Raw genomic sequence first — 12,613 nt, 5'->3', positions numbered from 1 at the left:
TGAAAAGATTAACGGCGCATCATTTCGGGGGAGGCAAGAAACAAGGTATTCCATTCCTGTGTTGTATTTGCCTGGCTCAGGACCGTCTGGGTAGACGGGCTGAATTGCTTGGTCCAGCTTTTGACATAATTGGATACCGCCAGTGCTGGTTGTGGTGGCTTCTCTTGTGGTGCGGGCTGGTTGTCTGCCTTGAACAGGGCTGGGTTACCATTGGCGATGGACTTGGCAATATCAATGCGCACCGTCATCTGGCCGGAGCTGGCCCATGCGCTTTCATTCAGGGCATAGCCGTCAGGTGTCTGGCGTCCGTTCAATTGCTCACCCATCATATTCAGCCAGTTCAGCATGGGGCCGGTATTGACGATGGTAGTGCCGTCATACGCCAGGCGTACCGATGCCAGCATATAGTGCATAGGGTCTTTGAACTTCTTGCCCAGCGAAGCAATGAATTCAGGTGAATCAAACATGGCTCGCAAGGTCGATGGAATATCGCCATCAGTCTGCAGGAAGCGGTTCGCCATTTTATCTATGAGCGCCTTGGAAGGCGTATCAGAGACAAAGAAGATCGCCAGTTTCTGACTGACGTAGTTGGCGGTGGCAGGTTGTCTGCACAGCATCAGCAAGACTTCATCCAGTTCTGCCATGCCGCGACCCTTGATGGTTTTGCCCAGAATCTGCTTTTCACCAAAGTCATGACGTTGCGGCTGGAATTCAAACAGGCCTTTACGGTAGTAAAGCTTTTCCAGTTCTGGCTTCATGCGCGGCGTGTCTTTATTCATGCTGATGCCGACACCGGTCAGCACGCGTGCCAGTTCTTGTACATCTTTTTGGGTATAGCCGCTATTGACGCCCATGGTATGCAATTCCATCAGCTCGCGTGCATAGTTTTCATTGATGTGGTTAACGGCATTGTGTTCATTGTCAAGATACCGGAGCATGGCAGGATGCATGACCGTGGCGCGCAGCAGGTCACGGAAATTACCAAGCGCATTCGGACGTATCGCCTGTTCTTCAAAATCACCCAGCATAGCGCGGACATTGTGTTTACCGCTGTGGATATTGAAGTGATTCATCCAGAACCAGCTCATCTGCTCTTGCAACTGGTTCGGGGAATACACATCACGCAACAGCGAACGCGTGGCTGCTTCGCGTGCCAGTCGGGTCAACTCTTGCTGGTATTCCTTGTTCAGTTTGTCGTCCGTACCTTTTTGCTGGTCTGCCGCGATGCGCTTCGCTTCCAGATCACGCATGATGTCTTCAAATGGCCGGCTGGAAATGGTCAGCGTATCAACTTGTGCCTGGATGGGGGCAGGTAAGACAGCCGTACGTCCACGCAATTGTTGATCCAGATATCGATCCGGGCCAACTGTCTGCAAGGCTTGCAAGGCAGTGGGGTTACTACCCCAGGTAATGCGGTTCAGTAATTGTTCAGGTTGGATAGCTGCCTGCGTCAGGGTGTTGCCGACTGGAGGCTGGTATTTGTTGCCGGCACCATTGCTGGCTTGTTGCGGATTGGTGCTACATGCTGCCAGCAAAACTATCAGGCTGGCACTCAGCAAGTGCCACATGGTCTGTTGAATTTTCATTTTTACCCTCTTTCGCATAACACAAAAAGAATACCGGTGCTATCCAATCAGTATGGATATCAGCCATTAACGCGCTGGCCACAGCATTGGGATACCTGAAATACAAAATTTTAAGGAAAATTGGTAACTCGCTGTAACAACGCACATCTGGCGATATCTTTCGGTAGAAAGTTGCCATTGGGATAAATTTCCCCGGAAATGTGCTTAAGTCTGCGAGGCCACTGGCCGCAAACGTAGTGTCAGCATGCTTATGCCTGAAAATCTTTAAAAAACAACAAGACTTCAAACCTTGTCAGGCAGAGAAAAAAGGGGTGTTTTGAACGACGCTGTATCAACGAAGTTGTTACAGCGCCGTAATCAATTTGCAAGCTTTGTTACTTGCGAAGTAGTGGAGGACAGGGAGGAGGTGGGTCGTCGGCAAGGTTTCAGGAGAAATCCGCCATGTCATCATCAAAGTCATCCGTCAGGCTGGCAGATTGTGTGTCATCCACTGTCGGCACCTCAGGCGTTTCATGCCTCTCAGGGGCTTTGTCAAAATAGCCAGGTAACAAGTCGCTACCACTCTGGTTCAATTGTGCGGCACCGCTGCCGCTATCAGCCATTTGCTGATGTGACTGGTTGCCCATCAAATGTTCTATACCCTGGAACAAAAATGCACCTGCCGCCACGCCTGCAGCCGTTGCTGCAACCGTGCCAAGCATGCTGCCGCCAGTACCGCCAAAGAAACTGGAAGCCGGTGTCGCCGCCATCGCGTTGACAGGCAACGGTGGTGGTTGAATGCCGCTATAACCCGGTAAGGGAGCACCAGTGGCCGACGTTGCAGCGGTCGCTGACTGCAAGGGACGGCTGCTGGAACTGTTACCCCAGGCACTGGTCGCAGGGTCAAGGAAATTGCTGGCAGGATTGCCGTAACCCTTATTCTTGCCCGCCTGCAATTCACCTACTTCTGCCTGCAGGCTGGCGATCTGGCTATTTGCCTGCGACAGTGCCTGATCCAGCAGCAAAGTCCTTTGCACCAGCAAATAACTGGCGTCAGGTTGTTTGCTGACAGCATCATTAATCAAGCTCTGTGCCTGCACATCCTTGCTGATGCCTTGCACTTTCACCAACTGATCAAGAAAATTCTGTAAAACCTGGGTTTCCTGCGGGGACATGGCCATCTCCTGATGTAGCTAACTATTCCCTATCTGGTTACGTAGATGGGGAATTCAATGCTTCAGCAAGTGGCTTCATCCCCGCAAAGCAAATATAGCTACTGTGTGTGATACAGGCCTGGTCCAAAAAAGTTACTGGATGTCATTTGTTTCATGAATGTTCTTTGCCAATATTCATATCGACATCGTTCATATCCGAAGAAGTTTTGTTGCCGATATCTGCAAGGTCCGGATATTCTTCTTCCTCTATCAAAGGGGGCTGCAGGCTTTCTTTTTTGTTTTTCTGTTGAAATTCTTGCAGTTTCGCTGTAAGACGATCAGCGACGGCGGCGGAATGTGCATTAAAGCCGATACTTAGGGGATCCGATTCGCTGACGGTCCCCAATTCGGGATGATTTTCTGCCGCAATGTCAATTTTAATCCATTGTGAAAGTACGCCGTTCCCCCGATCGGATGAGAAACGTACTTTCATTTTTTTGGGGCCTTGGTTCGCCCAGTGCGCAATACGGTTTTCGTGCGGTATCATTTCAGAATTGGTTGAAAACGTACCGGCAACCAGATTGGTGGAATCGGTGACACCGCCAATCTGCGCACCTTGCAGGTGTAACCATTCCCAATTTTGGGCCAGAGGGTAACTGGTTCCCAATATCGCGTTTGAATAAGCTGCTACGCCGAGTGCGTTCCAGTTGCTCATCGCCTTCGCCTGACCATCTCCGCGATCAGTCTTGGACAGTACTGTACCTGCTTGCCATCCTTTATTCACTGGTGCACCAAGGGTTTTGAAAGAGTCTTCCAATCTTTTCTTGTCAGTCAGATCTAATGTCAGTTCACTGAATTTTTCTGAATAGCTTACCCCGGCAGCTGTAAAGCGTGCATTTTTTGAGCGCATCAGTTTTGCGGTGGATAAATAGAGTAAGTGAGAAAGACCATCTTCCCAGACGTGTCCGCCAAGCTTCAATATTTCCTGCTTTGCCTTGTCATAGTCGCCGACATATTCAATTTTGACCTTATCGTATTTGCCGACATCTTCCTTTGTCACCCCTATGGCCTCCAGTATGCCATCCCGGGTAATCGACTTATTATTGGTAAAAAACATTCCTTCTGCTGGCGGATTGCGTGAGCCCCCACCCACGTTGCGGTACAGTGGCCCATTTGCCAATGCACCTGTGAGACGGGCCTGTATTACCACAAGGTAGTCTTCAACTTTGAGTGTCTTCAGTACGCCATCGGTGTCTTCAACATACACTTCCCCGACTTCTTTGAGAAATTTCGGTAATTCTTCTTTGCTGTTGACAATCAATTCCATGACACCACGGGAGAACTTGCTCAAGGCGTCCCCCCAAAGTGCCGTGTCAGGCCCGTTTTTGCCTTCGCGTACCAGCTTGTGAATACCTGAGTACGGGTTTGAGAATGCACCCTTGAATTGCTGGAGCAGTCTATCGGCCAGTGTTTGATAGCGGGCGTAATCCATAAACAGCGGCAATTTGGGTGAATCACCCATATCACCCAGGTAAGTTAATTCCGTACCCAGCTTGTCATCTTCGTAAATATTTTGATCTTCATTGGCCAGATACGTCTTGCGCTGAATGGAAGCCATGCCGTTTTGCCGGTTATGATTCGGATCGCCGGCTGCACTTGCAATGCCTGCTCTTTGCACGCTCGCCCCCACACCGAGCGCTTTTTGTCCCATCACATCGGCCTCAGCTTCTAGACCTGCATCATCATTCACCGGCACCCCGACCTTCATTTGCACAGTTGGCCTGACCCGGCCCTGCGCCTGCTGTACAACATGCCAGGCCTCGTGCGGCAAATGCTGTTCCTGACCGGGGGCGACATGGATGTCGCTGCCCTGGGCATAGGCATGGGCGTTCAACTGCGCGGGTTTGTCCGAGTTATAGTTGACCTGCACGTGATCCATGCTCATGCCGGAAAGCGATTCTATGCCTGCCTTTAATTGAATGGGCAAGCCGGCGTTATTTGCTCTGGGCTCGCTTTGCTCTACCCGTTGTGCCGTACCTTCGCCAGCCAGCCTGGCTTGCAAGGGCTCGTCTGTGCTTTCACGGCCATCCAGCATCGCCTGCATGGTCTTGAGTTGTACTGCGCCCGCGCTGTTTGCCATCATTGTCTGCATGGCCTTGAGCTGGGTAGCGCGCTGGCTGTTTTGCGCCATGTCGCTGTAGGCATTGAGTTGCCTGGCTACCGGACGTTGATCGACAAGTTGTGCGGTATTTGTGCCAGCGATGTATGGATTGGAGGCGAGATTGGGTACGGAATTTCCTCTTGCTGCCAGACTTTGATTGTCTTGCAAGCTGTTTTCTGCCGCCAAGCCCGTCCTGGCTTCCGCTGTTGCGGGAGCAGCCTTGTTTTGAAAACTGGATTCAGCCACGGCCACGCCTTTCATGTGGAATAGCAGGGGGCATTCCAGCGCATTTCATCAACAGAGGGTAGATGCATGTTCCCCTGTTGATGAAATACGCTCACCATGTTTTTAATGCTCTCTCAAAGCCCGTCGATACTGTATGGCTTCAGCTACATGTGCTGCCGCTATTTGCCTGACACCCGCCAGGTCGGCAATGGTACGGGCGACTTTTAATACGCGGTGATAGGCGCGGGCAGACCAACTAAACTTGTTCATGGCATTGCGCAGTAACTGTTCGGCACCGCTGTCGGGGCGGCAGTATTCGTCTATTTCAGTGGTGGACAGCAGGTTATTGGCTTTACCCTGGCGCTGCTGCTGGTGAGCAAATGCGCTCTCAACCCGGGCGTGGATATGCTCGCTGGCCTCACCGTTAGCCTGTTTCAATAAATCAGCATGGGGCAGGGCACCGACCTGTATTTGCAGGTCTATACGGTCAAGCAGGGGGCCGGATATTTTGCCCTGGTAGCGGGCGATGTTGTCCGGCGTGCAACGACACTTGCCGTTGCTGTGGCCAAAATAACCACAAGGGCAGGGGTTCATCGCTGCTATTAACTGGAAACTGGCCGGGAAATCCGCCTGTCGTGCTGCTCTTGAAATGGTAATGTGGCCTGACTCCAGCGGTTCCCGCAATACTTCCAATACTTTCCTGTCAAATTCTGGCAGTTCGTCGAGGAAGAGTACGCCACGATGGGCGAGAGAAATTTCACCCGGACGTGGTGTGCCACCACCTCCAACCAGTGCAACTGCAGAGGCTGTGTGATGGGGTGCCCGGTAAGGTCTTGCTTTCCAGCGCTCTATTGCAAAGCCTGATGTCAGCGATAGTACGGCGGCCGATTCCAGCGCTTCCTGATCAGTCATGGTTGGCAAAATACCGGGAAAGCGTGCCGCCAGCATGGATTTACCGGTGCCAGGCGGCCCCACCATAATGACTGAGTGAGAGCCAGCTGCGGCGACTTCCAGTGCACGCTTGGCCTGCAATTGCCCTTTGACTTCAGCAAAGTCGGCATAGCGTGGACGCTGTACCTGCGAATGGGCGCGGTGGCGTACCAGCTTGCTATCATTACCCAGCGCGGCGAAGTGAGCGCACACTTGTAACAATGAATCGGCTGGGTAAATGGCTGCATCGCTGACCAATGCAGCTTCATCAGCATTGGCACGTGGCAGGATAAAGGCTGGTACTTGTTTGCTGTGTTGCTGGCTTTTGCAGATGGCAAAGGTCATGGCCAGCGCGCCGCGTATGGGTCTTAGTTCACCCGACAGTGAAAGTTCACCGGCAAATTCATACTGATCCAGGGCATCCGCCGGGATTTGTCCAGACGCGGCAAGTATGCCCAGCGCAATGGGCAAATCAAAACGCCCCGATTCTTTAGGCAGGTCAGCCGGGGCCAGATTAACTGTAATCCGCTTCGCTGGGAAATCAAAGCGCGCATTTTGCAGCGCAGCCCTGACCCTGTCCTTGGATTCTTTGACTTCGGTTTCTGGCAAACCGACGATAGTAAAGGCTGGCAGGCCATTGGCCAGATGCACTTCCACGGTAACTTGTGGTGCATCCATACCATTCAGGGCGCGGCTTTTAAGGACGGCGAGCGACATCGGTTTGCTGAACCTGATTATTCGTCGTTTTGTTGTGCTTCCAGGGCGGCTACCCTGGCTTCCAATGCTTCCAGCTTGGCGCGTGTTTTTGCCAGTACTTGTGCCTGTATATCAAATTCTTCCCTGGTGACCAGGTCGAGTTTGGAAAATCCCTGACTCATCATGGCCTTGACGTTTTTTTCCAGGTCTTTTGCGGGAGAATTTTCCAGGACCTGATTTACTTTGGCCTGCATGTCGCTAAAGAAATTTTGCTTGTTCATTTATTATCCTCTATCTTGAATGTGCACTTTAACGGTGCATATTTTTCAATGCATCAATTTTGTGCAGAAAAATCAGTGCATTTTATTGGTGCATTGATGCCGCACACTTCGCTTGCCATTTTACCCATAAGGCAATGATAGCGCATCTGCCCCCGATGGCTATTGGTTTTGCCGGAGGTATTTCAATCTGTGCCTGAAAAATTGCGTAGTTGGCACGACTCCTGCTAACAGGGATATGAAAAGAAAATTCAGGCGTTCATGGCAGTGGTATCTGCAAGTATGCGATGAATGCAACAAGGTTTAATCCGATTCAAATCTTAATCAACTATGGGGGAAGCGCAATGAAAAAATTAGTATTGGCCGCTGCTGTTGCTACGTCGTTCTTTGGTGGTTTTGCCCAGGCAGAAGATGCCAAGCCAGAAGAAGCCAAGCCAGATAATGAAGTCAGCTTCAACGTTGGCGTAGTCAGTGAATACCGCTATCGTGCCATTTCGCAATCTCGCCTTGATCCAGCACTGCAAGGCGGCGCTGATTATGTACACAATCCCAGTGGTTTTTACGCTGGTACCTGGTTGTCAACCATCAAATGGACCAAGGATGCTGGTGGTAGCGGCGACGTCGAATGGGATCTGTATGCCGGTAAAAAAGGCGAGATCGTCAAGGACGTTTCTTATGATGTCGGCGTACTGTCTTATGTATACCCATCCAATGGTCTGAACAAGGTACCTGGTTTTGCTGACGCCAACACAACTGAAATTTATGGTCAGATCGGCACAGGTCCAGTGTACGCAAAATATTCGCATTCCGTGACCAACCTGTTCGGTTTCGTCAATAGTAAGAACAGTGGTTATCTTGATTTGGGTGCGAATGTTGAAGTGACAGAAGGCTATACACTGGGTTTGCATGTTGGCCGCCAAATCATCAAAAACAACGGTGCTTATTCTTACACTGACTGGAAAATTGGCGTCAATAAAGAATTTTTCGGCGTCAACTTTGGTCTGGCAGCACTGGGCACCAATGCAGACAGGAGACTATACGTGACTCCGGCAGGCAAGTTCACAGGCAAAACCACGGTGGTATTGTCTGCAGTCAAAACTTTTTAAATATTTGAGGCTAGCATGAAACTGATTACTGCAATTATCAAGCCTTTCAAACTCGATGAAGTCCGCGAGGCGCTGTCCACCATTGGTGTACAGGGCATCACCGTGACTGAGGTGAAGGGCTTTGGCCGTCAAAAAGGCCATACCGAGCTGTACCGTGGCGCAGAGTATGTCGTTGACTTCCTGCCAAAGACAAAAATTGAAGCAGCTGTGGATGATGCCATTGTTGACCGTGCGATCGAAGCGATAGAAACCGCTGCACGTACCGGAAAAATCGGCGATGGCAAGATTTTTGTCTATGACTTGCAACAAGTTGTGCGTATTCGTACCGGTGAAACCGGCAACGACGCACTCTGATCTGCTACCAGGGAGCTCATATGAAAAAACTATTAAAAAATGTAGTGGCAGGGACAGCCATACTGGTCAGTCTGGGTTTTGCATCGATGGCAATCGCCGAAGACGCACCAGCCAAACCTGAGGCTGCAGCAGCATCCGTCGCCGCAGTATCTGCGTCCGCTTCAGCACCAGCGTCTGCACCTGCCGCTTCGGCAGTGGCGGCCCCTGCATCGGCACCAGCTGCGCCAGCGGCTGCTGCCGACCCGGCTGCAGCTTCCGCTGCGGCTGCACCGGCACCTACACCTAATAAAGGCGATACCGCCTGGATGATGGTCGCCACTTTGCTGGTCATTTTGATGACCATACCTGGCCTGGCTTTGTTCTACGGTGGCCTGGTTCGTTCCAAAAACATGTTGTCCATCCTGATGCAGGTCTTCATGATCTTCGCAGTGATCATTGTGTTGTGGTGTATCTACGGTTACTCACTGGCATTCACTGAAGGTGGCAAGTTTATTGGTTCGTTTGATCGCCTGTTCCTGAAAGGGATATGGGATCCGGCCAAGGCAACATTTGCGACGGCAGCGACATTCAGCAAAGGCGTAGTCATTCCTGAATTTGCGTATGTGGCCTTCCAGGCGACATTTGCAGCCATCACTTGCGGCTTGATCATCGGTGCATTTGCTGAACGTGCAAAATTCACTGCAGTCCTGTTGTTCGTGGTCTTGTGGTTCACATTCAGCTACCTGCCCATTGCTCACATGGTCTGGTTCTGGACAGGTCCAGATACCATCAAAGATGCAGCTACAGCGGCAACTGAATTGGTTAAAGGCGGATTCCTGCAACAAAAAGGCGCACTCGATTTTGCAGGTGGTACAGTTGTTCATATCAATGCAGCGGTCGCCGGTCTGGTGGGTGCCTATCTGATTGGTAAGCGTGTTGGCTACGGTAAAGAATCGATGGCTCCACACTCCCTGACCATGACGATGATTGGCGCATCCCTGTTGTGGGTCGGCTGGTTTGGTTTCAATGCAGGTTCCGCGCTGGAAGCAGCCGACGTAGCCGCACTGGCATTCGTCAACACCTTGCTGGCAACAGCAGCAGCTACCGTTTCATGGGTATTTGGTGAATGGATGTCCAAAGGCAAACCTTCCATGCTGGGTGGCGCATCCGGTGCGGTAGCAGGTCTGGTAGCGATTACGCCAGCTTGCGGTTTCGTTGGCCCTATGGGTGCGCTGATCATCGGTCTGCTGGCAGGTATCATCTGTCTGTGGGGTGTGAATGGTCTGAAACGCATGCTGGGGGCAGATGATTCCCTCGACGTATTTGGTGTACACGGCGTTGGCGGTATCCTGGGTGCCTTGTTGACTGGTGTGTTTGCTGCTCCATCCCTCGGCGGTCAGGGCATTTTTGATTATGTCACCAACAAAATGTCTGCAGATCCTTACGACATCCTGGGTCAGGTCACGACACAGGCAACTGCTGTTGGCGTCACGATCCTGTGGTCAGGCATTGTCTCCCTGGTAGCTTACAAACTGGTTGATCTGGTGATTGGCTTGCGTGTACCAGAAGATGAAGAACGTGAAGGTCTGGATATCACCAGCCATGGTGAATCTGCTTATCACTCTTAATCACTACAAATAAAAATCAATTTGAAAATGTAACAGTTTCCAAAGGTGTGTCAGTACCGTAATCAGAGCTCGCAGTACTGAATTTAACAGGCTGTTCTGCTAACCGCAGAGCAGCCTTTTTTTATTAAGAGACTGTGTGAGACAGCGTGGACGGCGTTGCTGGCTTACCTTGATTTTGCAGTGGCCTTATCATTACTACAGCAGGCAATGCTGTAACTTTGTTGTATCACTGCTTCTGTTTTGCAGATGCGACATGTGTAAAAAAACGCGCTGATCCTTGCGGATTGCGCGTTTTTCTTTGGCTGCATGACAGCCATAGCCACCGATGACTGGTTACTTGGCCGGTGCAGCAGCAGGTTTACTGCCGTCTTGTGGTACCAGCAGCCACAAACGACCCAAATCGGCTGCGCCGTCTGTACTTTGTATGGATTTAAAGATTTCTGCTGCTTTCTCACGGTTTTTAGCTTGCAGATAGGCCATGCCCAAATGCAGTTTGCCTTCGTCAACAGACTTCAGGCCGCCTTTTGCAAGACCTTGCTCCATCAGGGCGAGCCCCTTTTCTTGCTGACCATTAATGACATAGTTGTAGCCTATGTTGAGCATACCAATACCTGTTTTTGCCGATTTTGCGGCAGCTTCGCCTGCGTCCAGGTTTTTGATATCATCAGCCGCCTGTTTGTAGACACGGTCACGCAATTGCTTGTGCTTGGCCCCTTCTTTGCCAACACCCAGGAGATTGGCGGCATAGCCCGCATCCACGGCTTTCTTGGCTTCTGCAGGCAAGCCAGCCAGCAAGGCCAGTTCTGCCATTTCTACGTATTGTGAGGCGTCGTCCAGATTATCTGTGATCAGCAGCAAGCGGTACATGTCCAGACGCAGGCGCTCTGCGAAACCAGGCCTTTTTTCGATACGGTAAAGCAAGTCACTCCAGTATTCTTTTTGCGGATAGCTGGCCAGCAGGCGTTCCAGCACCATCGCATAGCCGTTGTTGTCTTTTAACTGTTGGTAGGCACCGCCCAGCAAACGCAGGTTTTCCTGGGTAGGGGTACGTTTGGCTTTGTCATCTTCAGCTAGTTGGGTGTTCAGCACTTTGATAGTGTTGGCGAAATCATTTTGCAGGTAGTAGGAGCGGGCAACCAGATTGTTCATACTTTGGTTGCCTGGCTCTTTCGCCAGATAACGATTGGCCCAGACCCTGGACTGTTCGTATTTCTTTTCATTGAACATGGTGCCGGCCATGGCTTCGATCAGGCGCAGTTTTTCTGGTTCTTTCAGAAAATCGGTATTGATCATGTTCTCGAACGACGTGGCCATCATGGTCGAATCATTGGTGCCGGAAGCAACCACGGCGCGCAAACGATGGATGGCAAACGTCTCATAGGGCGTTTTCTTTTCCAGCGCATCGAGTGCATTGATTTTTTCCAATGCCTGCGGATATTGCTTGGCGTTCAGCAATTCCTGAATCTCATTGAGCGGCTTGCCCATTTCTGCACGTACGGTTTGCTGCTTGGTTGGATCAGCAGGCTCTGCAGCTTGGGCATGTGCAGTGTCAGCGGTCACAGTAGAGAAGCCAGAGCCGAATGCTGCCAGCATCATGGCGGCGAACAGGTAAGAGATTTTTTTCATGAATGATCCAGATAAAAAATTGAAAATTGCCGCATCAGGATAAGCACGACACAATGAAATGCCTGCCCAGGACCAGGCAAAATGGCAGGCTGGCACCGTCTCTGCAAGCAGCCGTAATGCGCTGCCTTGTCGCCAATTCATGCCGGAAAGTCTTTTGCATCAGTCCTTTTCCGTTCAAATCCCGTTCACAGTGAAGCTGCGGAATTTCGCATTATAGCCGAGCATCGGCCAGCATTACCATTTGCACCCTGTGTCTGCAACTGCGCTCACCGCCAGTGGGATGACAGCCAGTAAACCCAGGCCGGAAAAGGCTTTCAGGCATTCCTTTTTTTCTGCTCTTTTGGTACCTTCACCCAGGCGCTTTTCCAGAGTATTGCTACGCCAGTGGCTGGCTTGCATCTGTTCAATTTCTGCAGGTTTGCGCTGACGCTCCAGTGCCACAGCAGAACTACGCAAGGCATTCAGGTCAAGACTGGGGGCATTGTCATTGTTGCCAGCAATGTTATTGTCAGCCCCGGCATTCGGGGCTGACATGGTGACTGGGTTTTCTGTTGGCCCGGCAGTCAACGGTATCCTGGTCAGTGGTGTTTGTCTGGCATTACGTACTGCAACTGGCTTGGTGGGAGTGACACTAGTGACAATCCGGACTGGTGGGGTGTCCGTAACTGGTGGCGTGGGACGTGGAGACATAATGTTCAGCACATTCAGATAAAGAACCACGTCATCTCTGGCCGATGCCCTCCCAGATAAGGTCGGATGGCGAATTATTTGCCATAATGCTAAGTGCAACAGCGTGATCAACAGCACCGTCAGCGCATGGCTGGACCGGGGTTTTGCTGATGCTGTTAAAAATTGCATAATGCTCCTTTGCTTGAATGGACGATGGTTCAGACAAGGTGAGCTTGCTAAAA

The 12,613-nt window shown here is 51.1% G+C and carries 10 protein-coding genes; 3 read left to right on the top strand and 7 right to left on the bottom strand.

Going from position 1 to position 12,613, the window contains the following annotated elements:
* Positions 1-8: 8 nt before the first annotated feature.
* The 5 genes from AC1RVX_RS00585 to AC1RVX_RS00565 form a co-directional block, all read right to left on the bottom strand.
* The gene (locus AC1RVX_RS00585) at positions 9-1,586 is read right to left on the bottom strand and encodes a DUF1800 domain-containing protein (protein WP_493214645.1); all 1,578 of its coding nucleotides are present in this window, start codon (positions 1,584-1,586) and stop codon (positions 9-11) included.
* Between the two features lie 425 nt (positions 1,587-2,011).
* On the bottom strand, positions 2,012-2,740 hold the full coding sequence (locus AC1RVX_RS00580; protein WP_493214644.1) for a DUF2076 domain-containing protein: 729 nt from the start codon (positions 2,738-2,740) through the stop codon (positions 2,012-2,014).
* Positions 2,741-2,891: 151 nt separating this feature from the next.
* Positions 2,892-5,141: an eCIS core domain-containing protein gene (locus AC1RVX_RS00575; protein WP_493214643.1), complete on the bottom strand. Its 2,250-nt coding sequence runs from the start codon at positions 5,139-5,141 to the stop codon at positions 2,892-2,894.
* Between the two features lie 87 nt (positions 5,142-5,228).
* A complete protein-coding gene (locus AC1RVX_RS00570; protein WP_493214642.1) occupies positions 5,229-6,752 on the bottom strand; it encodes a YifB family Mg chelatase-like AAA ATPase in 1,524 nt (507 codons plus the stop codon).
* A gap of 17 nt (positions 6,753-6,769) precedes the next feature.
* Positions 6,770-7,012: an accessory factor UbiK family protein gene (locus tag AC1RVX_RS00565; RefSeq protein ID WP_422983912.1), complete on the bottom strand. Its 243-nt coding sequence runs from the start codon at positions 7,010-7,012 to the stop codon at positions 6,770-6,772.
* Between the two features lie 341 nt (positions 7,013-7,353).
* Between AC1RVX_RS00565 and AC1RVX_RS00560 the strand changes: the two genes are divergently transcribed.
* Genes AC1RVX_RS00560 through AC1RVX_RS00550 form a run of 3 tightly spaced genes read left to right on the top strand, consistent with a single transcriptional unit; the run spans position 7,354 to position 10,076 of the window.
* A complete protein-coding gene (locus tag AC1RVX_RS00560; protein ID WP_493214641.1) occupies positions 7,354-8,115 on the top strand; it encodes a TorF family putative porin in 762 nt (253 codons plus the stop codon).
* Positions 8,116-8,130: 15 nt separating this feature from the next.
* Positions 8,131-8,469, top strand: a complete 339-nt coding sequence (locus AC1RVX_RS00555) for a P-II family nitrogen regulator (protein ID WP_110254759.1) — start codon at positions 8,131-8,133, stop codon at positions 8,467-8,469.
* A 20-nt stretch (positions 8,470-8,489) separates the two neighbouring features.
* Positions 8,490-10,076 carry an ammonium transporter gene (locus tag AC1RVX_RS00550; RefSeq protein ID WP_493214640.1) on the top strand — a complete coding sequence of 529 codons (1,587 nt, stop codon included), beginning with the start codon at positions 8,490-8,492 and terminating at the stop codon, positions 10,074-10,076.
* Positions 10,077-10,409: 333 nt separating this feature from the next.
* Here AC1RVX_RS00550 and AC1RVX_RS00545 read toward each other — a convergent pair whose 3' ends face one another.
* Positions 10,410-11,702, bottom strand: a complete 1,293-nt coding sequence (locus AC1RVX_RS00545) for a hypothetical protein (RefSeq protein WP_493214639.1) — start codon at positions 11,700-11,702, stop codon at positions 10,410-10,412.
* Positions 11,703-11,936: 234 nt separating this feature from the next.
* Positions 11,937-12,560: a hypothetical protein gene (locus AC1RVX_RS00540; RefSeq protein WP_493214638.1), complete on the bottom strand. Its 624-nt coding sequence runs from the start codon at positions 12,558-12,560 to the stop codon at positions 11,937-11,939.
* Positions 12,561-12,613: the final 53 nt, after the last annotated feature.

This window comes from Undibacterium sp. GW821-FHT11B02, assembly GCF_058808955.1.
This window is presented reverse-complemented; position numbering and strand designations above follow the sequence as displayed.

Bases quoted from the DNA above. Each gene is read 5' to 3' on its own strand.
- AC1RVX_RS00580 (WP_493214644.1), bottom strand. From the start codon at position 2,740: ATGTCCCCGCAGGAAACCCAGGTTTTACAGAATTTTCTTGATCAGTTG.
- AC1RVX_RS00555 (WP_110254759.1), top strand. From the start codon at position 8,131: ATGAAACTGATTACTGCAATTATCAAGCCTTTCAAACTCGATGAAGTC.
- AC1RVX_RS00570 (WP_493214642.1), bottom strand. From the start codon at position 6,752: ATGTCGCTCGCCGTCCTTAAAAGCCGCGCCCTGAATGGTATGGATGCA.
- AC1RVX_RS00550 (WP_493214640.1), top strand. From the start codon at position 8,490: ATGAAAAAACTATTAAAAAATGTAGTGGCAGGGACAGCCATACTGGTC.
- AC1RVX_RS00565 (WP_422983912.1), bottom strand. From the start codon at position 7,012: ATGAACAAGCAAAATTTCTTTAGCGACATGCAGGCCAAAGTAAATCAG.
- AC1RVX_RS00585 (WP_493214645.1), bottom strand. From the start codon at position 1,586: ATGAAAATTCAACAGACCATGTGGCACTTGCTGAGTGCCAGCCTGATA.
- AC1RVX_RS00540 (WP_493214638.1), bottom strand. From the start codon at position 12,560: ATGCAATTTTTAACAGCATCAGCAAAACCCCGGTCCAGCCATGCGCTG.
- AC1RVX_RS00575 (WP_493214643.1), bottom strand. From the start codon at position 5,141: ATGAAAGGCGTGGCCGTGGCTGAATCCAGTTTTCAAAACAAGGCTGCT.
- AC1RVX_RS00545 (WP_493214639.1), bottom strand. From the start codon at position 11,702: ATGAAAAAAATCTCTTACCTGTTCGCCGCCATGATGCTGGCAGCATTC.
- AC1RVX_RS00560 (WP_493214641.1), top strand. From the start codon at position 7,354: ATGAAAAAATTAGTATTGGCCGCTGCTGTTGCTACGTCGTTCTTTGGT.